This window comes from Streptomyces sp. NPDC041068, from assembly GCF_040647455.1.
In the GTDB taxonomy this organism is placed as follows: Bacteria; Actinomycetota; Actinomycetes; order Streptomycetales; family Streptomycetaceae; genus Streptomyces.
In genome coordinates, this window is sequence record NZ_JBEZCG010000016.1 from 1 (window position 1) to 24,737 (window position 24,737).

Here is a 24,737-nt window from a genome sequence, read left to right on the forward strand (position 1 = left end):
AAAGAAGCCCCGTCCGCGAGTTGGACGGGGCTTTCTGCTGTTCCGGGGACTGGTGGGGCGGTACCGTAGAACTGGTAGTCAGGAGTGTTGGGGTCGGTGAGGGTGACCCAGCCGCGGCCGTTCGGCCTGCGGTGGTCCTCGAACAGGGTCGCGCCGAGCGCGAGGATCCGCTCGACCTCCTCGTCGCGGGTGCGGTCCTGCGGCTGGAGGTCGACGTGCACGCGGTTCTTGACGGTCTTGGCGTCCGGCACGGTCACGAAGAGCAGCGTGATGCCGTCGGCCTCCACCAGGGCCTCGGGGTCGCCGGGGAAGTCGTCGTCGGCGAGTTTCCCGCCGAGTACCTCGGCCCAGAACGTGCCCTGGCGGTAGGCGTCGTGGCAGTCGAACGTGAGGTGGCGCACGAGAGAAGTCATGGGCGGCACTATGAACGTTCGGGCGGTGGGCTGTCGACGGGATTTCGCCCCGGGCCGCTGGGGCGCCGGGCAACTGGGCCGCCGGGCCGTTGGGCCCCGGGCTTCGACGTGGGGGCGAGCCGGGGGTGGGCGTCCGGTGGCTGACACGATGGGGCGATGAACACCGCACCACCGCACCGGCCCCGCATCCTCTTCGTCACGGACCTCGCCTACCAGGCCAAAGGCCGCCGCTACTGCGACGAGGACATCCACCTCACCGCACGCCTCCGCGAGGATTTCGACGTCGCCCTGTGCCACCCGCTGGACGCCGCGCCCCTGATGGAGACCGGTGCCTTCGACACGGTCGTGGTCCGCAACAGCGGCCCGGTCATCGGCTACCAGGAGCAGTGGGACGACTTCACGCGACGCGCGGCGGCGTGCGGGGCGCGGGTCTACAACCAGCTGACCGGCCGTGCGGACCAGGTCGGCAAGCGGTATCTGCTCGATCTGACGGCCGCGGGGTATCCGGTGATCCCGACCGTGGACGACCCGCGTGACGTGGATCGTCTTCCGGAGACGGAGACGTACGTGGTCAAGCCGCAGCTGGGCGCGGACTCGATAGGCCTGGAGTTCGTGGACGCCGAGGGTCTGTCGGCGCTGACCCCTGACGCCGACTCGTCCGGGATCCTGATCCAGCCGTGCGTCGACTTCACGTACGAGGTGTCGTTCTATTTCGTGGACCGCAGCTTCCAGTACGCCCTGCACGCCCCGGACCCCGCCGAGCGGTGGCGCCTGGAGCGGTACGTCCCCACGGCCGCCGACCTGTCCTTCGCCCAGCGCTTCGTCGACTGGAACACGATCGAGCACGGAATCCAGCGGGTCGACGCGTGTCGGACGCGGGGTGGTGAGCTGCTCCTTGTGGAACTGGAGGATCTGAACCCGTATCTGTCCCTGGACCTGCTGGACGAGGAGACGCGGGAATCGTTCGTGACGGCGATGAAGACTTCGCTGCGGCGCCGGCTCGCGGGACGCTGACGGAACAGGCGGGGCCGAGCGGTGAGCTCGGCCCCGTTCGGTTCGGGTGCGGGTCAGCCCTGCGGGGGAGCGGGGATGTGGCTGTCGCCCTGCGGTGCCACGGGGATGTGGCTGTCGCCCAGCGGCGCGACCGGCGTCTGTCCGTCTCGCGGCGGGGTCGGGATGTGGCTGTCGGCGAATGCCGGGGACGCCGCTATGCCGGTGGCGGCGGCAGCGATGGCGAAAGAGACGAGCATCTTCTTCGTGCGGATCATTCCAACTCCTACAAAGCGGGGGGAACTTCCTACGCCCTGTGACCCTAGTTAAATCCGGGAATATGTTCGAGCATTTCCTGAAAAGTGACTACAGAGCGGCAGGTTGGCCCCAGCGTCCCGGACATGCGTCGGCCGCGGCGGCTCCCCCTCCGCGCCGCCGCGGCCGAACGGTCCCCCGTCGGGAATGCAGTCTTTAGGCGTCCTTAGCCGGCGGGGCGGGCATGTGGCTGTCGCCCTGAGTGCTCACGCCGTCCTTCGGCGGAGCCGGCATGTGGCTGTCGCCCTTGGTGCTCACCTTGCCGTCCTTCGGCGGGGCGGGCATGTGGCTGTCACCCATGGTCGTGATGTCTTCGTTCCTCTTTGCGTCGCTCATGGTCAAGAACTCCCTTGGGTTCGACGGTTCGCTGGGGCAGAACGCCCGCTCGGCAACTCCCCCGAGGGTCGCCGAACGGGCGTTCCAGGGCCGCTCACCCTATCTGTGGGGCCCAAGGCGACCCGTCTGCCCCCCGACGCGACGGATCGATACGTAGAGAGTGGCAGTCACTCATAAACGTTCGATGAACGTGCTCAGCGGCTCCGTCAGGCCGCCGCGATCGGGTAGAGGAGTTCGCGTACTTCGCCGGTTTCGGGCGCACCCGCCCTTTCGTGAATGGACAGGGCTTCGCGCCAGCAGGCTCGCGCACGATCGAGCTGACTCAGGGCGTCGAGGGACTTCCCCAGCAGTGTCAGCACATTGGCCCGCATCCAGTCACCGCCGATGAATCCGGTGGTGAGCGCCTGCTCCGCGTGCTGCGCGGCCTGGGCGGGGCGGCCGGCCTTCAGGTGAACCTGCGCGATGCGGTAGTGAGTTGTGCCCTCCCACAACCGCTGACGATTCTCCACGAACACGTGCAAGGCCTCGGCCAGCTGGTCCAGGGCCTCGGAATGGCGGCCCGTGTGGCTGAGGACGATTCCGAGTGCGTACCTGGCGTTGGCCATACGGAAGGTGAGGCCGAGGTCGTCGTACAGGGCGATCCCTTGTCGTACGAGATCGATCGCCGTAGAAGTGCGCCCGAGGGTGACCAGGACACGGGACAGATTGCAAAGGGCGCTGGCTTCGCCCGGGCGGTTGTCGTCCGCGCGGAACGCGTCGATCGCCTGGAGCAGGTAGACCTCGCTCGCGGCGGGCCTGTTCAGGCAGTTGGCGACGATTCCCAGCTCATTGGGCGCGTTGCTGCTGGTCCAGGGATCGCTGAGAGTCTGCTCGAGAGCCGTGGCCTGCTCGGCCTCGCGCTTGGCCTCCTCGAAACGCCCCGCGTTGTTGTGGACCTGGGCCAGCGTGACCCTCGCCCTCCCCTCCGCATGAGCATCCCCCAGCGCCGCCGCCGCGTCCCGCGCGGCCGACGTCGCCAGTTCGTACCGGAGCGAACTCGCCCCCGACTCCGCCAAGTCCTTCGACGCAAGCAGCAGATCCACCGCTCGCCGCAGCGTCCGCGGGCCCAGGGACTGCTGGACGCACGCCAAGATGCAGGCCGCCTCCGAGTGGAGCCAGTCCAAGGCCTTCGTGTCGTCGCTGAAGTCCTGGCCCATGTGGGCGGTGACCTCCAGGTGGTCCACCGTCCGGTCACCGGGCCGCTCGATCGCATACACCCGCGCCGCCGACGCCAAGTAGAAGTCCAGGAGGCGCGACATCGCCGCCTCCCGTTCGCTCGGCGGCTGTTCGTCGCGTTCGGCGCATGCACGCGCGTAGAGACGTACGAGGTCGTGGTAGCGGTAGCGGCCGGGGGCCGCGGACTCCACCAGGGACGTGTCCACCAGGGATTCCAGGATGTCCTCGGTCTCCTCCAACGGGAGGTCCAGGACCGCGGCCGCCGCCGCGAGGGACAGGTCCGGGCCGTCCGCCAGGCCCAGCAGGCGGAAGGCGCGGGCCTGGGCCGGCTCCAGCTGGCCGTAGCCCAGTTCGAAGGTGGCCTTGACCGCGAGGTCGCCCGCCTGGAGTTCGTCAAGGCGCCGCCGCTCGTCCGCCAGCTTCGCCGCGAGGGTGGAGACCGTCCAGGTGCGGCGGGCCGCCAGGCGGGACGCCGCGATGCGGATCGCCAGGGGCAGGAAGCCGCACGCCGCCACCACGTCCAGCGCCGCCTCCCGTTCGGAGGTGACCCGTTCCTCGCCGACGATGCGCGTGAACAGGAGCAGCGCCTCCTCCGGAGACATCACGTCCAGGTCCACCAGGTGCGCGCCCGCCAGGTCCACCATCCGCACCCGCGAGGTGACCAGCGCCGCGCAGCCTTCCATGCCGGGCAGCAGCGGACGGACCTGTGCCGCGTCCCGCGCGTTGTCCAGGAGGACCAGGACCCGCCTGCCGTCCAGGACCGAGCGGTAGAGGGCCGCCCGCTCCTCCAGGGAGTCCGGGATCGCCGAGTCCGCCGTGCCGAGGGCTCGCAGGAACGCGCCCAGGACGGTTTCCGGTTCCGCCGCCCTCGCTCCGGCGCCCTGCAGGTCCACGTACAGCTGGCCGTCGGGGAAGTGGGTGCGGGCCACGTGCGCCACGTGGACCGCGAGCGTCGTCTTGCCCACGCCGCCGATGCCCGCGAGCGCCGAGACCGCCATCACCCGGCCCTCGGCGGTGGAGAGGATCTCGCTCAGTTCGTCCACGAACGAGGCGCGGCCCGTGAAGTCGGGGACCGTCGCGGGGAGCTGTGCCGGGCGGACCACCGTCGTCGCCGGTTCCGGGGCCGCCGCCGAGGGTTCCGCGAGCGCCGGGTCCGCCTGGAGGATGCGCTGCTGGAGTTCCTTGAGGCCGGGGCGCGGGTCGACGCCCAGTTCGTCGGCGAGCAGGCGGCGCGTGTCCGCGTAGACCGCGAGGGCCTCGGCCTGGCGGCCCGAGCGGTACAGCGCCAGCATCAGGAGTTCCCTCAACCGCTCCCGCAGGGGGTGCGCGGCCGTCAGGGCGGTCAGTTCCGAGACCGCCTCCGCGTGGCAGCCCTGCTCCAGGTCCATGTCCAGGCGGGACTCGATGAGCTGGAGGCGCCATTCGTCGAGGCGGGTGCGCTGCGTCTCGGCGTAGGGTCCGGGGACGCCGGCGAGCGGCTCGCCGTCCCACAGGCCCAGGGACTTGTTGACCAGCGTGCGCGCCTGGCACAGGTCGCCGATGCTCCGGGCCTTCTCGGCCGCCGACCAGAGGTCTTCGGCCACCGCGAGGTCCAGCCCGCCGTCCGCGACCTGGACGGAGTAGCCACCGGACTCGCTGACGAGGACTCCGGGAGGCAGCACCTTGCGCAGCCGGGACGCGTACGTACGTACCGCAGCCAGTGCCTGCGACGGCGGTTCCTCGCCCCAGAGGGCGTCGATCAGCTCCGCGGCCGTGGCCGTGCGCCCGTCCCGCAGCAGGAGGGCCGCGAGGAGGGCCCGCTGTTGTGGAGAGCCGGTGTTGAGCTGTTCCGTGCCGTGCCATGCGCGCACCGGTCCGAGCACGCTGAAGCGCGACGCCTGGACCTCGGGGGGATGCCCCTCGGTCCGCTCCTCGGGGGTGTTCCCCGAGGCCGGACGCCGCTGCTCCGGTACTCGCGGTACATCGACCATCGCTCCCCCTGCCGCCCTGCCGTTCCCAGTCATGCCGGCCGCGGAACTGCACTTCCCGCGGTCTTGCCGTAGTCGGTCGTGCCCGGGGCGCGGGGTCTTGGCCCCTGTCCCGGTCGTGCCGGAACCGGGTCCCGCACGGGCTTCGGTCACCGCCCGGTCGAGCCCTGGTTCTTGCACCCCGCCAGTTTGCCTTGTTCATGGCGGATGCGTCAGCCGTGCGAGACGGCTCTCACAGGGTCCTCGCACGAGGTTCCACTTGGCTTCTCTGCCCCCAGGTGCCCCAGGAGATGCCCTGCGGCTGTCCCGGGAGATGCCCTCCGTCGTCCCGGGAGGTGCCCTCCGGCCGCCCCAGGAGATGCCCCTGGCCGCCACAGGAGTCCGCGTACGAGTAGCTGACGGGTCGTCAGATCGGCGCTACCGTGGGCCGTATGGAGACCATGGAGAGCCCGGAGACCTTCCCGAAGATCATCTCGGTGGACGACCACACGGTCGAGCCTCCCCACGTCTGGCGGGACCGGCTCCCGTCGAAGTACCAGGACAGCGGCCCTCGGATCGTGCGCGCCCCCCTGAAGGAAATGTCCTTTCTGGGCGGCAAGTTCGCCCCCGTGATGGGGCGGAAAGGGGATGAAGGGCCCATCGGGGACTGGTGGATCTACGAGGACCTGCACCGCCCGCTCACCCGCCTCGACACCGCCGTCGGGTACGACAGGGACGAGATCAAGCTCGAAGTCATCACGTACGAGCAGATGAGGCCCGGCTCGTTCAGCGTGCCGGACCGGCTCGCCGACATGGACGTCAACCACGTCCAGTCCGCCCTCTGCTTCCCCACCTTTCCGCGTTTTTGCGGTCAGACGTTCACCGAGGCCAAGGACCGGGAGCTGGGGCTCCTCGGGGTCCGCGCGTACAACGACTGGATGGTGGAGGAGTGGTGCGGGCCCGAGGCCCACGGGCGCCTCATACCGCTCACCCTCATCCCGCTGTGGGACCCGGAGCTGGCCGCCGCCGAGGTGCGGCGCAACGCGGCGCGCGGGGTGCGGGCGGTCGCCTTCTCCGAGATTCCGCCGCATCTGGGGCTGCCGTCCATCCACACGGACGCGTGGGACCCCTTCCTCGCGGCGTGCGACGAGACGGGGACGGTCGTGGCCATGCACATCGGGTCGAGCAGCAGGATGCCGTCGACGTCCGCAGACGCGCCGCCCGCCGTCGGCTCCACCATCACCTTCGCCAACTGCTGCTTCTCGATGGTCGACTGGCTGATGAGCGGCAAGTTCGAGCGCTTCCCGAACCTGAAGGTCATGTACGCGGAGGGGCAGATCGGCTGGATCCCGTACATCCTGGAGCGCGCCGACGTGGTCTGGGAGGAGAACCGCGGGTGGGGCGGCGTCGCCGACAAGGTCACGCGGCCGCCGTCGGAGCTCTTCACCGACCACGTGTACGGCTGCTTCTTCGACGACGCCTTCGGCCTGAAGAACCTCGACTCCATCGGGATCGGGAACGTCCTGTACGAAACCGACTACCCCCACTCCGACTCCACTTGGCCCAAGTCGCGCGAGGTCGGCGAGGCGCAGATGGGGCACCTCGACCCGGATGTCGTGGACCGGATCGTGCGGCGCAACGCCATCGACCTCCTGGGGCTCACGGACGACGGGTTGTGGCCCGGTCCCGGCAGTCGGGCCTGACGCGGCATTCCCCGTCCCGCCTTGTCCGACGCGGGCGTCCCCCACCCCTTGTCTGATGGACCGTCAGCTACCACGATGTGTGCCGTCGACGTATATGACATACCGTCAGATCGAGCTGAGGGGTGGGGTTTCCCATGAGCGGTGCCGAGGGCTGGTCCTTTCCTGCGGGGCGCCTCGTCCATGGAATGCAGCTCCCGATCCAGTCCCAGAGCTCGCTCTACGCGGAGCCGTGGGAGGCGGCAGCGGGCGTCGAGGACCTCGCCGAGATCGCCCGCACCGCCGACCGCACCGGCTTCGCGTACCTGGCGAGCTGCGACCACGTCGCCATCCCGCGCCGTCTCGCCGAGGCGATGAGCACCGTCTGGTACGACCCCGTGGCGACCCTCTCCTTCCTCGCCGCCGTCACCGAGAACGTCCGCCTGATGAGCCACGTCGCGATCGTGGGCCTGCGCCATCCGCTGGTCTCCGCCAAGCAGTACGCGACCTTGGACCGGCTCAGCGGCGGCCGGCTGATCCTCGGGGTCGGCGCCGGGCACGTACGGGAGGAGTTCGACGCGATCGGCGCCGACTTCGAGGGGCGTGGGCCCGTGCTGAACGAGGCCATCGATGCCCTGAAGGCGGCCCTCGGGCCCGAGGAGTACCCCGAACACCACGGCGAGCGCTTCGAGTTCAGCGGGCTCGGCCAGCAGCCGCGCCCCGCGCAGACGCGGGTGCCGATCTGGGTCGGCGGCTCCTCGCCCGCCGCCGTGCGCAGGGCCGCGACGAGGGCCGACGGCTGGCTTCCGCAGGGCGACCCGCGCGACAAACTGCCCGCGCAGATCGCCCGGCTCAAGCGGCTGCGGGAGGAGGCGGGCGTCGCGGAGTCGATCACGGTCGGCGCCATCACCGAGGCGCTGTACGTCGGCGAGCCCGGCTGGTCCGTGGGCCGCCGCACGCTCACCGGGAAGCCGGAAGCCCTCGCCGAGTCCCTGCGGGCGTACGGGGCGATGGGCGTCGACCAGATCCAGGTGCGGTTCCGCAGCCGGAGCCGTGCCGAACTCACCGATCAGATGGCGGCGTTCGCCGCCGACGTTGCTCCGCACCTCAATGACTAGCGATCAGGGAGTGACCTCATGGGCAAGCTGGACGGCCGCGTCGTCATCGTGACCGGCGCGGCACGCGGACAGGGCGAGCAGGAGGCGCGTCTCTTCGCCGAGGAGGGCGCCAGGGTCGTCATCGCCGACGTCCTGGACGAGCAGGGCAAGGCGCTCGCGGAGGAGTTGGGGGAGAAGTCCGCCCTCTACGTCCACCTGGACGTCGGTGCGGAGTCCGAGTGGCAGGCCGCCGTGGCAGCCGCCAAGGACGCCTTCGGGAAGGTCGACGGCCTGGTGAACAACGCCGGCATCCTGCGCTTCAACGAGCTGGTCAGCACCCCGCTGGAGGAGTTCCAGCAGGTCATCCAGGTCAACCAGATCGGCTGCTTCCTGGGGATGCGCACCGTGGCCCCCGAGATCGGGGACGCGGGCGGCGGCACGATCGTCAACACCGCCTCCTACACCGGCCTGACGGGCATGGCGTACGTCGGCGCGTACGCCGCGACCAAGCACGCGGTGCTCGGGCTGACCCGGGTCGCCGCCCTGGAGCTCGCGCCGCGGAACATCCGGGTGAACGCCGTGTGCCCGGGGGCGGTCGACACCCCCATGACCAACCCCGCGCAGCTGGACCCGGAGGCGGACCCCGTGGCCGCGGGCGAGGCGGTCGCGGAGCTGTACAAGAAGCTCGTGCCGCTCGGGCGGATCGGCAGGCCCCAGGAGGTGGCCGCGCTCGCGCTCTTCCTGACCGGGGACGACTCGGCGTACATCACAGGGCAGCCGTTCGTCATCGACGGCGGCTGGCTGGCGGGCGTCAGCGTCATCTGAGCCCTCCGAGCCCTCCGAGCCCGGAGACGCGCACGAGGTCCCCATCGGCCACTGGCTGACGATGCGTCAGCTATTGACGCTCCGGCGGGCCGGTGAAACAGTCGACGCATCACGATCTGACGGGTCGTCAGAAACCGTCAGAACCTCACGAGGACGGTGAACCTCCTTGGAATTCGGTCTCTTTGTACAGGGATACGTGCCCGCCGAGCGGGCCAAGGTCGACCCCGAAGCGGAGCACAAGGCGCTCATCGAGGAGACCGAGTACGTCATCCAGGCGGACAAGTCGGGGTTCAAGTACGCCTGGGCCTCCGAGCACCACTTCCTGGAGGAGTACTCGCACCTCTCCGCCAACGACGTCTACCTCGGTTACCTCGCGCACGCGACCGACCGCATCCACCTGGGCTCGGGCATCTTCAACCCGCTGGCGCCGGTCAACCATCCGGTGAAGGTCGCCGAGAAGGTCGCCATGCTCGACCATCTCTCCGAAGGGCGCTTCGAGTTCGGCTCGGGGCGCGGAGCCGGTTCGCACGAGATCCTCGGCTTCATGCCGGGCATCACCGACATGAACCACACCAAGGAGATATGGGAAGAGACCATCTCCGAGTTCCCCAAGATGTGGCTCCAGGACGAGTACGTCGGCTTCCAGGGCAAACACTGGTCGCTGCCGCCGCGCAAGGTCCTGCCCAAGCCGTACGGGAAGTCGCACCCCGCGATGTGGTACGCCGCCGGGTCCCCCTCCTCGTACGCGATGGCGGGGAAGAAGGGCCTCGGGGTCCTCGGTTTCAGCGTGCAGAAGGTCTCCGACATGGAGTGGGTCGTCGACTCCTACAAGTCGGCGGTCAAGGAGGCAGAGGCGATCGGCGACTTCGTCAACGACAACGTCATGGTGACGTCGACCGCGATCTGCGCCGAGACGCACAAGAAGGCCGTGGAGATCGCTGTCGGCGGCGGCCTCAACTACCTCCAGTCGCTGCTCTTCCGCTACCACGACACCTTCCCGCGGCCCGAGGGCATCCCCGAGTGGCCCGAGCTGCTCCCCGAGTACAGCGAGGAGATCATCGAGCTGCTCATCGCCGAGGAGCTGATGATCTGCGGCGACCCGGACGAGGTCTTCCAGCAGTGCAAGCGGTGGGAGCAGGCGGGTGCCGACCAGCTCAGCTTCGGCCTTCCGATCGGGATCTCGCCCGAGGACACGATGAACACGATCAAGCTGATCGGTGAGCACGTGATCCCGAAGATCGACACGGATCCGGTGCACCGCACCACGCGCTTCCGGCAGGCCGCGGGTTCCTGACCCCTTGAGCCACCCCGGCTTCCCCTCCCGGACGGAAGCCGGGGTTCCGGCACGCCCGCACCCGCACCCGCACCCGCACCCCGGCAACACAGAGCAGCAGTACAGGGAGGGACAACGTCATGCTCGACCACCTCATCAAGGGCGCGACCGTCGTCGACGGGACCGGCGCCCCCGCGCGCGTCGCCGACGTCGGCATACGGGACGGGCGGATCGCGATCGTCGCCGAACCCGGGGCCGTCGCCGAGGAGGCCAGGACCAGTGAGGACGCCCGGGGGCGGGTGCTCGCGCCCGGGTTCGTCGATCCGCACACCCACTACGACGCGCAGCTGTTCTGGGATCCGTACGCGACTCCCTCGCTCAACCACGGCGTGACGACCGTCGCGGGCGGCAACTGCGGCTTCACGCTCGCCCCGTTGAACCCCGCGCGGCCCGAGGACGCCGACTACACGCGGCGGATGATGTCCAAGGTCGAGGGCATGTCGCTGGTCGCGCTCGAAGAGGGCGCGCCCTGGTCGTGGAGTTCGTTCGGGGAGTACCTGGACGCACTGGACGGCCGCATCGCCGTCAACGCCGGTTTCATGGTGGGACATTGCGCGCTGCGGCGGTACGTGATGGGCGCCGACGCGGTCGGCGGGCAGCCCTCGCCCGAGCAGCTGGAGGAGATGCTGAGCCTCTTCCACGAGGCGATGGAAGCCGGCGCCTGGGGCCTTTCCACCACCCAGTCCTCCACGCACTCCGACGGCGACGGAGAGCCGGTCGCCTCGCGGCACGCCACGCCCGAAGAGCTGCTCGCGCTCTCCCGCGCCGTCGCCGAGCACGAGGGCACCCAGCTCGAGGCCATCGTCGCGGGCTGTCTCGACCAGTTCAGCGACGACGAGATCGACCTCTTCGTGGAGATGAGCGCGGCGGCCGGACGGCCCCTGAACTGGAACGTCCTCACCATCGACTCCGCCGTCCCCGAACGCGTGCCGCGCCAGCTCGTCCCGAGCGAGCGCGCCCGCAAGGCCGGCGGCCGCATCGTCGCCCTCACCATGCCGATCCTCACGCCCATGAACATGTCGCTCGGCACCTTCTGCGCCCTCAACCTGATCCCCGGCTGGGGCGAGATCCTCGGCCTGCCCGTCCCGGAGCGCATCGCGAAGCTGCGGGAGCCCGACGTGCGCGCCGAGATGCTGCGCCGCGCGGCGAGCAAGGAAGCGGGCGTCTTCCGGCGCCTCACGGACTTCGGGCGGTACGTCATCGGAGACACGTACTCGGCGGCGAACAAGGGCCTGACCGGGCGCGTGGTGCGCGACATCGCCGTCGAGCGCGGCCAGGAGCCCTTCGAGTGCCTCGTCGAGATCTGCGCCAACGACGAGATGCGTACGGTGCTCTGGCCGATGCCGACCGACAACGACCCGGAGTCCTGGGCGCTGCGGCAGGAGGCCTGGCAGCACGAGGACGTCATGCTGGGCGGCTCCGACGCGGGCGCGCATCTGGACCGCATGTGCGGAGCCCCGTACACGACCCGCTTCATCGGGGACTGTCTGCGCGGCCGCAAGCTGGTGAGCCTCGAACAGGCCGTGAAAATGCTCACCGACGACCCCGCGCAACTCTTCGGGCTGCGCGAGCGCGGCAGGATCGCCGAGGGCTACCACGCCGACCTCGTCCTCTTCGACCCGGAGCGCATCGACGCGGGCAAGGCCACCCTCGTCCACGACCTGCCGGGCGACAGCCCTCGCCTGGACTCCAAGGCGATCGGCGTCAACGCGGTCTGGGTCAACGGCGTCGAGGCGATCCGCGAGGACGTGGTGACGGGAGCGGTGCCGGGGAAGGTGCTGCGGTCCGGGCGCGACACCAGGACGGTGAGCACCAAGTGAGCGAGCGACAGCGGCTGTTCATCGGCGGCGAGTGGACCGAGCCGGACGCCGGGCACTACGAGGTGGTGAACCCCGCGACCGAGGAGGTCGTCGGCCTCGCGCCCGAGGCGAGCAGGGCGCAGGTGCACGCGGCGGCCTCGGCGGCGCGGGAGGCCTTCGGGAGCTGGTCACGGACGGAGCCGGAGGAGCGGGCGGCGATCCTGGACCGCGCGGCGGCCGTGCTGCGCAGGGACTTCGAGCAGCACGCCGACCTGGCCTGTGCCGAGAGTGGGGCCACGGCGGGGACGGCGCGGGGCATGCAGGTGGCGGTGGCGGTGGCCCGCTTCCACCGGTATGCGAAGGGGGCCCTGGAACCGGTCGAGGCGGGGCTGCCGCCGCAGATCAACGAGGCCGGGCCGATGGGGAGGGCGGGCGTCGTGGGGGCGCTCGCGCTGCGCCGTCCTGTCGGTGTCGTCACCTGCATCACCTCGTACAACAACCCGTGGGCGAACCCCGCGGGCAAGGTCGCCCCCGCGCTGGCCATGGGCAACACCGTCGTGGTGAAGCCCGCGCCGCAGGATCCGCTGTCGGTGTACGGGATGGCCGCCGCGCTGGAGGAGGCGGGGGTGCCGCCGGGCGTGGTCAACGTCGTCTCGGGGCGGGACGTGGCCGTGGGCGAGGCGGCGGTCGAATCGCCGGACGTCGACATGGTGAGTTTCACCGGGTCGACGGCGGTGGGGCAGCGGATCGGCGAGGTCTGCGGGCGCGGGATGAAGCGGCAGCTGATGGAGCTGGGCGGCAAGGGAGCGGCGATCGTCTTCGACGACGCGGATCTGGACGCGGCGGTGGCGGGGATCGGCACGACCTTCTCCTTCTACAGCGGGCAGATCTGTACGGCGCCGACGCGCGTGATCGTCCAACGTGGCGTGTACGAGCGGTTGTTGGAGAAGCTGACGGCGTACATCGGCTACCTGAAGATCGGTGACCCGAGGGAGAAGGGCACGATCGTCGGCCCTGTCATCTCGGCGGCGCACCGGGACCGGATCGAGTCGTACGTGGAGCTGGGCCGCAAGGAGGGGGCGCGAGTGGTCGCGGGCGGCGAACGCCCGACGGGGCCCGGTCTGGACAAGGGCTTCTACGTCGCGCCGACGCTCCTTGCCGACTGCACGAACGACATGCGGGTGGTGCGGGAGGAGATCTTCGGGCCGGTGGTGGTCGTCGTCCCCTTCGACGCGGCGAGCCCCGAGGAGGCGGAGGAGAAGGCGCTGGCCCTCGCGGACGACAGCGACTTCGGCCTCATCGACTACGTCTGGTCGGGGGACGTGGCCCGCGGGTTCCGTGTGGCGCGGCGCTTGCGGGCGGGGGGCGTGGGCGTCAACACGATCGCCCGCAACATGGAGGCGCCGTTCGGCGGCTTCAAGAAGAGCGGGGTGGGCCGCGACGTCGGCTCCTACGCCTTGCACGCGTACAGCGAACTGCAGTCGATCGTGTGGCCGGGCTGAGGGGGTTTTTGGGGGCCCTCACTCCGCTTCTCTCTCCGCCTGCGTGATGTCCCGCAGCGTCCGGTGCAAGAAGGCCAGCGTCTGGTCCGGGGTGAGGGCGGCGAACCTGAGCGCCTCGAAGATCTGAGTGTGCTCGGCCATGTCCTCCGGGTCATCGAGGAGGACCGTGCTCGTCGTGGTGTCGAAGGCGACGATCCCGGGCGTCGGCTCCGGGCCGAACGTGAACTGGACGAAGTGCGACGCCATGTGTGCGCCCCGCCATTCGGTGGCCGGGAGGACCTGGACGCTGACGTTCTCGCGTTGGGCCACGTCCAGGATGTGGAGAAGTTGCTCGTGGTGCACTGTGCGGGAAGGCATCGGGGAGGTGAGGGCGGGCTCCCAGATCACCGCCGCGAACCGGGCGCCGTTCTCTTCGATGACGTGCCTGCGCTTCCGCCGGATGGCCGTCATCTCGTCCATCGCCTCGATCGAGTGGACGGTGAGGCCGGATTCCATCAGCGTGCGCACATAGCCGTCGGTCTGCAGCAGGGCGGGGACGAAGAGCGGTTGCCAGGTGCGGATGCATGTGGCGTCCGCTTCGAGGGCGATGATGTCCGCGTACTCGGGTTCGGCGGCCAAGGGGTAGTCCATCCACCATCCGCGCCGGCTGGAGTCCCTGGCCAGCTGCTCTAACCGGGCATGCACGTCCCGGTCCTTGACCCCGTACAGCTCCAGCATGAGCCGCACGTCTCCGGGGCGCGCGGACACCAGCCCGGCTTCGATGCGGCTGACCTTGGTCTTGGAGCCCACGATGTGGTCCGCCGCGTGCTGCTGATCGAGCTTCGCGGCCTCCCGGTACTTCCTGAGGGCGGCTCCGAGACGCCGACCGCGGACCGTCGGCCGTCCACCTGCTGGCATGAAACCTCCTCCACTGCGTGTAGCCAGTCTGCTGCCAACTGAAGCTATCTGCCAGACAGTTGGGACGCGGCGCTACTCGCAACTTTGCGTTCTAAGTTCGATTGCGCGCCGGTTGAGTCGCCCTCTACCGTGAGGTGCGTCACCTGGCGTGATGCCTGATCGGCGCATGGTGATCACGACCCCGCCTGCCTGTCCCCTGGAGGACGCATGTCCGGACGTACGCGTACCCAGAGGTTCCGCCTCCGCAGGGACTCCGTCGCCGCCGCTCGGCGGTACGTCGAGGTGACGCTCGGGGAGTGGATGTTGAGGGGGCTCGTCGAGACCGTCGCACTCGTCGTGAGCGAGCTGGCGACCAACGCCGTCGTCCACGCCAAGGGCATCGGGGAGTTCTTCGAACTGACCCTGCGCCGCAGGGACGCCGTGCTCGTGGTCGAGGTCTCGGACTCCTGCCGGTGGCGGATGCCGGAGTTGGTGAAGCCGGAGCCGGACGACGCGGCGGGGCGTGGTCTGCTGGTCGTCGACGCCGTCGCGCAGACCTGGGGCGTGCGCCCGCGCGCCGAGGGCAAGACGGTCTGGGCGCACCTGTCCCTTCGGGGGGACGGCGGTGGGTCCGTGTGAGGGCGCCGGCGGCGGGCCCGTGCGAGGGCGCCGGCGGTGACCCGGCGCCCTCAGGAGGTCACCGCCCCAGGAAGATCGGGTTCGTGAACGCGGCCAGCGGACCCGGCAGGCCCGTCACGACCGGCGCGTGCCGTACCTCCGCCCGTACGTACGCCGCGTACGAAGCCGTCGTACGCCACTCCACCGTCCCCGTGCCGGACTCCGGCAGCGCGGCGCTCGTGAACAGGACGCCCTGGTCGGTGACGAAGCGGACCGTGCGGCCCGGGGCGCCCTTCACCTCCAGGCGGACCGTGACCGGGGCGTCGCGGTCGACGGCGAGGCGCTCGCCGATGCCCGCGTGGGCGCCGTTGCCGCCCGCGGCCGTGAAGGTCAGCGCCACGTCCTTCGACTCGGCGATGTAGGAGCGGCCCGAGCGGATGCCCGCCTGGATGGCCTCGCGGGTCAGGTCGTCGGCGAGCACCACCGTCTGCGGGCCGCCGATGCGGTCCGGGTCGCGGTGCGCGTCGCTGTTGCCCATCGCCGGGATCCACGGCTTCCCGCCCCGCACCGAAGCGACCAGCATGCTGTCCCAGTCGGCGAGCGACACCTCGTCGTCCGGGGTGTAGGGGCCGTTCCAGACCTCGACCGCGTCGGCCTCGCCGAAGCCGAACTTCCAGTTGCAGCCGACGCAGGTGGCGTGCGGATGGGCGGGGACGACCAGGCCGCCCGCCTCGCGGATCCTCCGCGCGTACTTGCCGAAGCGGTTGTCGCGCGCGCGGTAGCGCCAGTCGATGAACGTGCCGGGGTCCATGCCGAGGGCGACCACGTGGCCGTTGCGGGTCGTGACCTCCTCGCCGAGCATGATCAGCAGGTCGTCGCCCGCGAGGCCGGCCCAATGGGCGTGCGCGGAGTGGGTGTTGTGCTCCGAGCTGTTGATGAAGTCGAGGCCCGCCGCACGCGCGAGCGCCGCGATCTCGGCGAGGGTGCGCCTGCCGTCCGAGTACACCGAGTGCAGATGGCAGTCGCCCCGGTACCAGGCGCGCCCGCGGCCCTTCGCGCGCTCGGGCGGATAGGACGGCTTCGGCACCTTGCCGGGCTCTCCGTAGGTGAGCGTGATCGTCACCTCGTACGGAAGGCCATCGGGGGCGACGGTGTAGGGGCCGAGGACGATGTTCCACTCGCCGGATCTCACCGGGCCCGGGATGTAGCCGGGCGTGGCCTCGTCCGCGCGGATGAAGAACTCGGTGCGCGCGCCGCCGGACCAGCCGCGGAAGCCCTTGCCGCCGAGCTCCGTGCCGCGCTCGTCGAAGATGCCGATGTCCAGGGCGTTGCCCGCGGTGCCTGCCGGGACGGTCGGCTTCTCGTAGGTGTACGCGACGTGTATCTCCCGTACGCCGCGCGGCACTTCGACCGGCAGGTACACGTAGTCCGGCGACCCGGTGGGCAGGGTGCCGCGGACCGTCCTCTTCTCCTTGGTCCCCGGGGAGGGGGCGTCGCGCCGCTCGGCGCCGCTGGCGAAGCTCACGCTGTTCAACGTAAGCGCGGCGGCGGCTCCCGTCACGAACAGTCCGCGCCGGTTCATTCCCTTGCGCACGGGGCGTACGGGGTCTTGGGCGTGTACGGCGTCCTCACACATGCTGCGGCTCCCCAGGGTGTCGTCGGTGACGTGGGTGGTGCGGGGCAACCCTGGTATTGAGCCGTGAACTGTGCGTCAAGGGAAGGTGATTGACGGACCTACGTCCGGCGGCGGCGCATCGCCTAGCTCTTGCGGCGGCGCTTCGCGAGCAGGGCGATGAGGAGGAGCAGCACGAGCACGACGACGATGATCCCGATGATCAGCCCGAAGGACGTGCCCTTCTTCTTCTTTTTCTTGCTCGGCTTCGGCTTCTGCTTGCCGGTCTGTGCGGCGGCCGCGGTGGTGTCCGACGCGGCGTGCGCGCTGTACGTCGCCGGGGCGGCGTACGACGTGGTGGGTGCCGCGTACGCCGTGACGGGCGCGGCGCCGCCGAGCAGCACGCCGGTCAGCAGCAGAGCGGTGGTGAAGCGCAGTCGCATGACGGAACCCCGACTTCCTTGGCGTACCCCCGACGTGGCGCATGCTAGGGCAGCCGGGGCGCTCCGTCACCGGCGTACGACTAGGGCGCGGTGACCGCCACGGCGACGTCGTACAGCGCCGGGTTCGGGGCGACCGTCCCCTTGGCGTCGTCGCGCGCGGCCTGCGTACGGGAGGAGAAGGCGGGGTCGGCGGTGGCGGCCTGGTACGCCTCCTCGCTCTCCCAGTGGGAGACGTTGACGAGCTGGAAGCGGGAGTCCGCCGAGCGGGCCCTGTGGAGCCGGGAGTCGATGAATCCCGGCTTTCCCGCCATGAGTTGGACCCGCTTCTCCCATCCGGTGATGAACCCGTCGATCTCGGATTCGTCGATCTCGAAGACGTTGATGAAGGTGACGGGCGGGCCCGAAGCGGTGGTCGCTTGGCTGTCATTTGTCATGTAGGCAGCCTACTGGTCGCTTCCCAACAGGCGGTCGGCCGGGGGAGGTTGACTGGATCAGTCGCCGTCGCGTTCAAAGGTGTGGAAGTCGCAGACGTCCGGGTCGCCGACGATGTCGTAGATCCGCGGGTCGTCCTTCGAGCCCGCGATGTCGTACGACGGGCTGTTGTACCCCGAATGGCTGTCTCCGTCGTCGAAGGTGAACGTGATGTCGCGCTCGACGTCGTCGCGCTTCGGTGCGAGCCGCCAAGTGCCCTTCCTCGAGAGCAGCTTGATTTCCGGGTCCGGCCAGTCGGCGAGCCTGTTCCGGGACGCGAAGTCCGGCCAGTCGGTGACGGTGAAGGTGCCGTCGCCCTTGAGGGTCAGGGAGCCCATGGGGTGGCCGCGGTAGGTGCCGGTGAGGTCCTCGGCGGTGAGGCCGGCGGGGCGGTCGCCCTCGGGGCCGCACGGCATGTACCGCGCGAAGCATCCGGTCGTCGTCACCGTGCTCGCCATGACCAGCGCCAGAGCTCCGGCCCACGTCGCGGTCCGTATCCGCATAGTGCCTCCCCACCCCAAAGGCGACGTAATGTAGCGCATATGAACGAAGTATCCCAAGAGGCCTTCGAGGGTGCCTCGGCAGGGTCCGTCGGAGCGGGGGTCGTGCGCCGCGCGGGGTAGGGCGCCTCCGCCACGCGGCGGAGGCGCCGTGGCCCGGCGGCGGACGTGCGTGGAGGGGGTGGCGGGCCAGGATCGGTGGTGCGGGGCAGGGAATGGCCAGGCCCGCCTCAACTGCCGCTACAAACCCAGGAGTTCACCGTGCCCGGAGTTGCGAAGTCCACCCGCACCGTCACCCTCCTCGCCGCTGCCGCCGCGCTGGCGACCACCGCGGGGGTCGCCTCCGCGTCGACGGCGCCCGCGTCGGGCGACACCGGAAAGAGCGCGAGCGCGTCGGCCCCGACGGAGCCAGGACCCGCCACCTCCCGGCTCAAGGGGTGGGCCCGCGTGGACTACCCGGCGCCCGGCGACAAGGTCCAGGTCTCCGTCGACGCCCGCGCCACCTTCAAGAGTGCGCACTGGTCCACGCCCGTGAAGTCATCGGGCACCTTCCGGATCTACCACAGCTCGCCGAACCCGAAGGGCGGCCCCGACTTCGTCAACTGGGGCGACTTCAAGGTCGACTGCCTGACCACGGGCGGTCCGACCGCGACCGTGACCGGGCGTCTCGTGCGCACCGGGGGCAACGTCGACGCCTGGGACGACTACCTGAAGCGGCACGTCCGCATGGGGCTCAGCTTCTACGAGGGCGACAAGAAGAGCGGCGCCCCCGCCCGCGCTGGGATCGCCGGAGGCACCGAGAAGGGCAAGCCGCTGCTGAGCAAGTGCATGGCACCGGCCGCCGACACAAAGGTGATCAAGGGAGGCTTCACGGTCGAGGACAAGGTCCCGGCCCGCGCACGCTAGGCCGTGGCCCCCGCCGCCAGCAGCGCCGCCTCGGTCTCCGTGTGCGGGCCGAGGCCCCCCTGTCGCGCCCAGCGCAGCGGGGAGCCGCCCGAGCCGCCGTCCTCGCGGAGGTTCGGGTCGGCGCCGTGCGCGAGCAGTTCCCGCACCGTGTCGAGATGGCCCCAGGCGGCGGCCCCGCACAGCGGAGTCCCGCCCGTCGGGCCGCGGCTCTCGGTGTCCGGCAGGGCGCCCGCCCGCAGCAGGACCCGCACCGTGTCGGCGGCGCCGTGCACCGAGGCGGCGTACAGGGCGGTCGTGCCGTCGGCGTCCGGCAGCTCCGGGTCGAGCCCGGACCGCAGCAGGGACCTGACGTCGGCCGTCCTGCCGAGCGACGCCGCGAACACCAGGCGCGCGGTCAGTTTCTTCTGCCGTCGTCTGTTCATCGGCGTCACGTTAATCAGCGCACGGCCATGGACCAACCGACTTTCCGGGGATAGGAAGAGTGCCCCGTACCGAACACGCTCGGAGGGACGGAACCCGTGCGCATCTCCGCGACGCTCTACATGACCGACAGGACGATCACCCCGGTACGCCTGGCCCAGGAACTGGAGCGGCGAGGCTACGCCGGGCTCTACCTCCCCGAGCACACCCACATCCCTGTCGCCCGCGAGACCCCCTACCCGGGCGGTGAACTGCCGCCCGAGTGCGCCCGCATGCTCAGCCCCTTCGTCGCGCTCGCCCAGGCCGCCGCCGTCACCGAACGGATCGCCCTCGGCACGAACATCGCCCTGGTCGCCCAGCACGACCCCATCGACCTCGCCAAGCAGATCGCCACCCTCGACCACCTCTCCGGCGGCCGCGTCACCCTCGGCATCGGCTACGGCTGGAACCGCGAGGAGGCCGAGGACCACGGCGTGGCCTGGCCGAGGCGGCGGGTGGTGGTGCGGGACCGGATGGCGGTCATGCGGGCCCTGTGGGCGGACCGCCCGAAGGCGTACGAGGGCGAGTTCGGCGGCGTCCGCGCGAGCGAGGCCCACCCCAAGCCGGTGCGGGCGCCCCGCGAACGGCTCGCGAAGGACCCGCTGTTCGGGCCGCGCACGCTGATCGGCGGCGCCGCGGGCCCCGGTCTCTTCGCGCACATCGCGGAGTACGCCGACGGCTGGATGCCGATCGGCGGCAGCGGCCTGAGCGAGGCGCTGCCCGCGCTGCGCAAGGCGTGGGAGGACGCGGGACGCACGGCCGACGACCTGTACGTGGCGGTGACGGCCGTGGAGCCGGGGCCCGGCAAGCTCGCGCACTACGCGGGCCTCGGGATCGACGAGGCGATCGTGCAGCTGCCCGCGGCGGGGGAGGCCGAGGTGTGCGCGGCGCTGGACGGCCTCGGGCAGTTCGTGGACCCGCACCTGCGGACACCCCCGAGAACACCCCTGTGAACAGCGGACCGGCACCGGTGAACAGCCGAAGCGGCGGAAGTATCTGTACTGGTCATTTGTTCTCGCTCGTATGCTCGGAGACATGACCAACAGCGCGCAGCCCCCCGAGGCCGGACGACCCACCGCGAACGCCATGCGGCGTGCGCTCAGGCGGGCCAGGGACGGCGTCGCGCTCGACGTGACGGAGGCCGCCGTCCTGCTGCAGGCGCGCGGCGAGGACCTCGACGACCTCACGGCGTCCGCGGCCCGGGTGCGCGACGCGGGCCTGGAGGCGGCGGGCCGCCCCGGCGTCATCACGTACTCGAAGAGCGTGTTCATCCCGCTCACCCGGCTCTGCCGCGACAAGTGCCATTACTGCACCTTCGCGACCGTGCCCGGCAAGCTGCGCCGCGCCGGCCACGGCATGTTCATGTCCCCGGACGAGGTCCTGGACATCGCGCGCCGCGGCGCCGAGCTGGGCTGCAAGGAAGCCCTGATCACCCTCGGCGACAAGCCGGAGGAGCGCTGGCCCGAGGCCCGCGAGTGGCTGGAGGCGGAGGGGTACGACGACACCATCGCGTACGTCCGTGCCATCTCGATCCGGATCCTGGAGGAGACGGGTCTGCTGCCGCACCTCAACCCCGGCGTCATGACGTGGACGGACTTCCAGCGGCTCAAGCCGGTCGCGCCCAGCATGGGCATGATGCTGGAGACCACGTCGGAGCGGCTGTGGTCGGAGCCGGGCATGCCGCACTACGGCTCGCCCGACAAGGAACCCGCCGTGCGCCTGCGGGTGTTGGAGGACGCGGGCCGCTCCTCCGTCCCGTTCACCAGCGGGCTGCTCATCGGGATCGGCGAGACGTACGAGGAGCGCGCGGAGTCGCTGTTCGCGCTGCGCCGCGTCGCGCGCTCGTACCACGGCATCCAGGAACTGATCATCCAGAACTTCCGCGCCAAGCCCGACACGGCGATGCGCGGCATGCCCGACGCCGAGATCGACGACCTGGTCGCGACCATCGCCGTCGCCCGGCACATCATGGGCCCGGCGGGCAACATCCAGGCTCCGCCGAACCTGATCGCCGGTGAGTACGAGCGGCTCATCGGCGCGGGCATCGACGACTGGGGCGGCGTCTCGCCCGTCACGATCGACCACGTCAACCCCGAGAAGCCGTGGCCGCAGCTCGACGAGCTCGCCGAGCGGTCCGCCGCCGCGGGCTTCCGCCTCGCCGAACGCCTGTGCACATACCCGGAGTTCGTGCGGCGCGGCGAGCCGTGGCTCGACCCGCGCCTGCTGCCGCACGTACGGGCGCTGGCCGATCCGGAGACGGGCCTCGCGAACCCGGACGCGGTGGTCGAGGGCCACCCCTGGCAGGAGCCCGACGAGGGATACGTGGCGACGAAGTCGTCGGGCCGCACCGACCTGCACCACACCATCGACACCACAGGCCGCACCTCCGACCGGCGAGACGACTTCGACGAGGTGTACGGCGACTGGGAGGCCCTGCGCGAGCAGGCCGCGCCCGGCATGGTGCCCTCCCGCATCGACGGCGACGTACGCGCCGCCCTGAAGCAGGCGGCCGACGACCCGACGAAGCTGACGGACGACGAGGCGCTGGCACTGCTGCACGCCGACGGCCCCGCGCTCGACGCGCTGTGCGGCATCGCGGACGACATCCGCAAGACGGTCAACGGCGACGACGTCACGTACATCGTCACCCGCAACATCAACTTCACCAACGTCTGTTACACCGGCTGCCGGTTCTGCGCCTTCGCGCAGCGGCGGACGGACGCCGACGCCTACACCCTCTCCCTGGACCAGGTCGCCGACCGGGCCGCGCAGGCCTGGGGCGTCGGCGCCGTCGAGGTCTGCATGCAGGGCGGCATCCACCCCGACCTGCCGGGCACCGCGTACTTCGACATCGCGCGCGCGGTGAAGGAGCGCGTGCCGGGCATGCACGTGCACGCCTTCTCGCCGATGGAGGTCGTCAACGGCGCGTCCAGGACCGGGCTTTCGATACGTGAATGGCTCACCGCCGCCAAGGAGGCGGGGCTCGACTCGATCCCGGGGACGGCCGCGGAGATCCTCGACGACGAGGTGCGCTGGGTCCTCACCAAGGGCAAGCTGCCGACGGCCACCTGGATCGAGGTCATCAAGACCGCGCACGAGCTGGGCATTCGGTCCTCGTCCACGATGATGTACGGGCACGTGGACCAGCCCCGCCACTGGCTCGGCCACTTCCGCACGCTGGCGTCCATCCAGCAGGAGACGGGTGGCTTCACGGAGTTCGTGACGCTGCCCTTCATCCACACGAACGCGCCGGTCTATCTGGCGGGGATCGCCAGGCCGGGCCCGACCACCCGCGACAACCGCGCGGTGACGGCCATGGCGCGCGTCCTGCTGCACCCGCACATCCCCAACATCCAGACCAGCTGGGTGAAGCTGGGCCAGGAGGGCGCGGCCGAGATGCTCAGGTCCGGCGCGAACGACCTGGGCGGGACGCTGATGGAGGAGACCATCTCCCGCATGGCGGGCTCCAGTTACGGCTCCTACCGCTCCATCGAGGACCTCATCGCGATCGCGGACGCGGCGGGCCGCCCGGCGAAGCCGAGGACGACGCTGTACGGGGACGTGCCCGAGGAGCGCCGACGGGCGGCGCTGGCTTCGGACGGCCACCTGCCGGAGCTGCTGCCGGTGGTGGAGAGCCCCTGAAGGGGGCGCGGGGAACTGCGCGAGCCACCCGAGGCGGCCCGCAGGCGAACAACCGACCGGGAAACGCCTGCCCGAAGCGCGTCCCCGCCCAGTTGATCTCCTCGCCGTCAGCTCCCCGCGCGGGAGCGCCGAGCGCCGCTGGTCCGAAGGACACGACGCGGCGCAAGGCGGGTCCCCGGAGCTCAGCGAGCCCGGCGGCTCACTGTGCCAGGTACTGCCCGAACTGAACTCCCTTTTCCGGGGCGCCGACGGCCGCCGGGCCGAAGGACTTGATGCCCGTGACGGTCAGGCCGCCCGCGGCGCCCCGCAGGTGCCAGACGGCGCCCGAGTCGGCGTACGTGCCGTCCTCCAGGGGAGCGGACACCGTCAGGTCGGCCTTGCCGTCCTTGTCGGTGTCGGACAGCAGGACCTGGCTGCCGAACTTGTCGCCCTTCTCGGAGGCGCCGGGCACGCCTTCCGTGGACTGCTGGAAGGCCTGCGAGCCGGTGCCGGTCAGGCCGGAGCGCGAGCCCTTGAGCAGCACGGTGCTGCCGGCGTCCGCGACCGACTCGATGTCCTCGCCAGGGATGCCGACGGCGACGTCCGCGTAGCCGTCGCCGTTCACGTCGCCCGCGCTGATGGAGGAGCCGAACTCGTCGCCCTCCTCACCGACCCCGGGGACGCCCGCGGTGTCCTGGGTGATCTTGGCGGTGCGCGAGGAGGGGCCGTCCGCGGAGCCGTAGCGGACGAGGATCGTGCCCTTCTGGTACGGCATGTCCTCGAAGTTGTCGCCGATGTCGCGGACGATCAGGTCGCCGTAGCCGTCCCCGTCGACATCCCCGACCGCTCCGCCGAGGGAGGGCGCGAGCTTCTGCGAGGTGGTGCTCACCCCGTCCTTGCCGCCCTTCCAGAACTGGCTCTTGTGCGCCATCTCCTCGAAGCCGTGGCTGGTGACGATGTCGTCGGCGCCGTCACCCGTGAGGTCGCCGACGACGAAGTCGCCGGGGCCGAAGGTCTGGCTCGTGACGACCTGCTGGGTGCTCGCGGCCTTTCCGTCGCGTTTGAACGGGCCGTACGAGATGGTCATGCCCCGGTCGTCGTTGTCCATCGGGTCCTCGGGCTCCGGGTACTCGGCCGTGACCAGGTCCCGCTTGCCGTCGCCGTTGAAGTCGCCCGCGGTGACGCGCGCGTGGTTCGAGGCCAGCTCGGTGCTGCCCTCACCGGTGAGGCCCTGGGCGGAGCCCCACAGGACGACGGCCTTCTCGCCGCCGTTGACGACGAGGTCGGTGTAGCCGTCGCCGTCGAGGTCGGCGGCGGCCGTGTGGTGGCCGAACTGCCCGCCGGCCTCCGGGGAGCCGGGCACGCCGGGCGTGGCGCGGCTGATGGTGGTGGCGTGTGCCTGGTCGGGGCCCGACGCCGAGCCGTAGACGATCGAGACGCTGCCGGGGGCGTCGCCGTCGTAGCTGCCCGGGGCCGATATGGCGAGGTCGGCGTAGCCGTCCTTGTTGAAGTCGGTGATCGGGGTGCGGGGCGGCGTGGGCGCGGCCGACGCGGACCCTGCGGTGGCGGCCAGCACGAGCGGTGTGGCCAGAGAGGTGACTGCGAGTGCGGTGATGAGCTTGCGGCGCACTGTTCCTCCTGTGGGGAATGTCTGTGGCATGGGTGAAGACGAAGAGCCGGAGGTGAAGGTTGTATACCCCAGGGACTTCTGTGGGCCGTGTCCTGGTTCCACGGATGCCAACTTCCATTCATCACAAGGCGTTCACGTGTGCGGGAGACTG

General features: G+C 70.7%; 22 protein-coding genes. 11 read left to right on the top strand and 11 right to left on the bottom strand.

Annotated features, from left to right (window positions below):
• Nucleotides 1-413 (bottom strand): VOC family protein (locus AB0B50_RS32165; RefSeq protein WP_362339328.1); only part of this gene is annotated, 413 nt, incomplete at its 3' end.
• 156 nt (nt 414-569) lie between these two features.
• Here AB0B50_RS32165 and AB0B50_RS32170 point away from each other — a divergent pair.
• Entirely contained in the window at nt 570-1,427 is an 858-nt protein-coding gene (locus AB0B50_RS32170; RefSeq protein WP_362339329.1) for a hypothetical protein, read from the top strand.
• A 53-nt stretch (nt 1,428-1,480) separates the two neighbouring features.
• Here the strand turns inward: AB0B50_RS32170 and AB0B50_RS32175 are convergent, their stop codons facing one another.
• The 3 genes from AB0B50_RS32175 to AB0B50_RS32185 form a co-directional block, all read right to left on the bottom strand.
• Entirely contained in the window at nt 1,481-1,681 is a 201-nt protein-coding gene (locus tag AB0B50_RS32175) for a hypothetical protein (protein WP_362339330.1), read from the bottom strand.
• 193 nt (nt 1,682-1,874) lie between these two features.
• Nucleotides 1,875-2,054: a sigma-like protein gene (locus tag AB0B50_RS32180; RefSeq protein WP_362339331.1), complete on the bottom strand. Its 180-nt coding sequence runs from the start codon at nt 2,052-2,054 to the stop codon at nt 1,875-1,877.
• 206 nt (nt 2,055-2,260) lie between these two features.
• The gene (locus tag AB0B50_RS32185) at nt 2,261-5,239 is read right to left on the bottom strand and encodes a BTAD domain-containing putative transcriptional regulator (protein ID WP_362339332.1); all 2,979 of its coding nucleotides are present in this window, start codon (nt 5,237-5,239) and stop codon (nt 2,261-2,263) included.
• Between the two features lie 437 nt (nt 5,240-5,676).
• Between AB0B50_RS32185 and AB0B50_RS32190 the strand changes: the two genes are divergently transcribed.
• The 6 genes from AB0B50_RS32190 (at nt 5,677) to AB0B50_RS32215 (ending at nt 13,450) form a co-directional block, all read left to right on the top strand.
• Entirely contained in the window at nt 5,677-6,918 is a 1,242-nt protein-coding gene (locus AB0B50_RS32190) for an amidohydrolase family protein (protein WP_362339532.1), read from the top strand.
• Between the two features lie 134 nt (nt 6,919-7,052).
• The gene (locus AB0B50_RS32195; protein WP_362339333.1) at nt 7,053-8,012 is read left to right on the top strand and encodes a TIGR03619 family F420-dependent LLM class oxidoreductase; all 960 of its coding nucleotides are present in this window, start codon (nt 7,053-7,055) and stop codon (nt 8,010-8,012) included.
• Between the two features lie 18 nt (nt 8,013-8,030).
• The gene (locus tag AB0B50_RS32200; protein ID WP_362339334.1) at nt 8,031-8,816 is read left to right on the top strand and encodes a glucose 1-dehydrogenase; all 786 of its coding nucleotides are present in this window, start codon (nt 8,031-8,033) and stop codon (nt 8,814-8,816) included.
• Between the two features lie 166 nt (nt 8,817-8,982).
• Complete coding sequence (locus AB0B50_RS32205) at nt 8,983-10,110, top strand: LLM class flavin-dependent oxidoreductase (protein WP_362339335.1); 1,128 nt, start codon at nt 8,983-8,985, stop codon at nt 10,108-10,110.
• Between the two features lie 119 nt (nt 10,111-10,229).
• Nucleotides 10,230-11,969 carry a D-aminoacylase gene (locus AB0B50_RS32210; protein WP_362339336.1) on the top strand — a complete coding sequence of 580 codons (1,740 nt, stop codon included), beginning with the start codon at nt 10,230-10,232 and terminating at the stop codon, nt 11,967-11,969.
• Nucleotides 11,966-13,450, top strand: a complete 1,485-nt coding sequence (locus AB0B50_RS32215; RefSeq protein ID WP_362339337.1) for an aldehyde dehydrogenase family protein — start codon at nt 11,966-11,968, stop codon at nt 13,448-13,450. Before AB0B50_RS32210 ends, AB0B50_RS32215 begins: the two co-directional genes overlap by 4 nt.
• Before the next feature lie 18 nt (nt 13,451-13,468).
• Here the strand turns inward: AB0B50_RS32215 and AB0B50_RS32220 are convergent, their stop codons facing one another.
• Complete coding sequence (locus tag AB0B50_RS32220; RefSeq protein ID WP_362339338.1) at nt 13,469-14,347, bottom strand: helix-turn-helix transcriptional regulator; 879 nt, start codon at nt 14,345-14,347, stop codon at nt 13,469-13,471.
• Between the two features lie 207 nt (nt 14,348-14,554).
• On the opposite strand from AB0B50_RS32220, the gene AB0B50_RS32225 reads away from it, so the two are divergent.
• Nucleotides 14,555-14,965, top strand: a complete 411-nt coding sequence (locus AB0B50_RS32225) for an ATP-binding protein (protein ID WP_362339339.1) — start codon at nt 14,555-14,557, stop codon at nt 14,963-14,965.
• 58 nt (nt 14,966-15,023) lie between these two features.
• Here AB0B50_RS32225 and AB0B50_RS32230 read toward each other — a convergent pair whose 3' ends face one another.
• The 4 genes from AB0B50_RS32230 to AB0B50_RS32245 all read right to left on the bottom strand — a co-directional run bounded on the left by AB0B50_RS32230 (nt 15,024) and on the right by AB0B50_RS32245 (nt 17,973).
• On the bottom strand, nt 15,024-16,580 hold the full coding sequence (locus tag AB0B50_RS32230) for a CehA/McbA family metallohydrolase (protein ID WP_362339340.1): 1,557 nt from the start codon (nt 16,578-16,580) through the stop codon (nt 15,024-15,026).
• 122 nt (nt 16,581-16,702) lie between these two features.
• Nucleotides 16,703-16,999 carry a hypothetical protein gene (locus tag AB0B50_RS32235; RefSeq protein WP_362339341.1) on the bottom strand — a complete coding sequence of 99 codons (297 nt, stop codon included), beginning with the start codon at nt 16,997-16,999 and terminating at the stop codon, nt 16,703-16,705.
• 80 nt (nt 17,000-17,079) lie between these two features.
• Nucleotides 17,080-17,433 carry an antibiotic biosynthesis monooxygenase family protein gene (locus AB0B50_RS32240; RefSeq protein WP_362339342.1) on the bottom strand — a complete coding sequence of 118 codons (354 nt, stop codon included), beginning with the start codon at nt 17,431-17,433 and terminating at the stop codon, nt 17,080-17,082.
• Between the two features lie 57 nt (nt 17,434-17,490).
• Nucleotides 17,491-17,973: a hypothetical protein gene (locus AB0B50_RS32245; RefSeq protein WP_362339343.1), complete on the bottom strand. Its 483-nt coding sequence runs from the start codon at nt 17,971-17,973 to the stop codon at nt 17,491-17,493.
• A gap of 258 nt (nt 17,974-18,231) precedes the next feature.
• Between AB0B50_RS32245 and AB0B50_RS32250 the strand changes: the two genes are divergently transcribed.
• Nucleotides 18,232-18,876, top strand: coding sequence for a hypothetical protein (locus AB0B50_RS32250; RefSeq protein WP_362339344.1), 645 nt, complete (start codon nt 18,232-18,234; stop codon nt 18,874-18,876).
• On the opposite strand, the gene AB0B50_RS32255 is transcribed toward AB0B50_RS32250, so the two are convergent.
• On the bottom strand, nt 18,873-19,298 hold the full coding sequence (locus tag AB0B50_RS32255) for an ankyrin repeat domain-containing protein (RefSeq protein ID WP_362339345.1): 426 nt from the start codon (nt 19,296-19,298) through the stop codon (nt 18,873-18,875). The two genes, AB0B50_RS32250 and AB0B50_RS32255, sit on opposite strands and share 4 nt — an antisense overlap.
• A 96-nt stretch (nt 19,299-19,394) precedes the next feature.
• On the opposite strand from AB0B50_RS32255, the gene AB0B50_RS32260 reads away from it, so the two are divergent.
• Together AB0B50_RS32260 and AB0B50_RS32265 are read left to right on the top strand one after the other, a co-directional pair.
• Entirely contained in the window at nt 19,395-20,288 is an 894-nt protein-coding gene (locus AB0B50_RS32260) for a TIGR03619 family F420-dependent LLM class oxidoreductase (RefSeq protein ID WP_362339346.1), read from the top strand.
• Between the two features lie 82 nt (nt 20,289-20,370).
• Complete coding sequence (locus AB0B50_RS32265) at nt 20,371-22,977, top strand: bifunctional FO biosynthesis protein CofGH (protein WP_362339347.1); 2,607 nt, start codon at nt 20,371-20,373, stop codon at nt 22,975-22,977.
• 199 nt (nt 22,978-23,176) lie between these two features.
• On the opposite strand, the gene AB0B50_RS32270 is transcribed toward AB0B50_RS32265, so the two are convergent.
• Nucleotides 23,177-24,586 (bottom strand): FG-GAP-like repeat-containing protein, encoded by a 1,410-nt coding sequence (locus tag AB0B50_RS32270; protein WP_362339348.1) that lies wholly within the window; start codon nt 24,584-24,586, stop codon nt 23,177-23,179.
• Between the last annotated feature and the right edge of the window lie 151 nt (nt 24,587-24,737).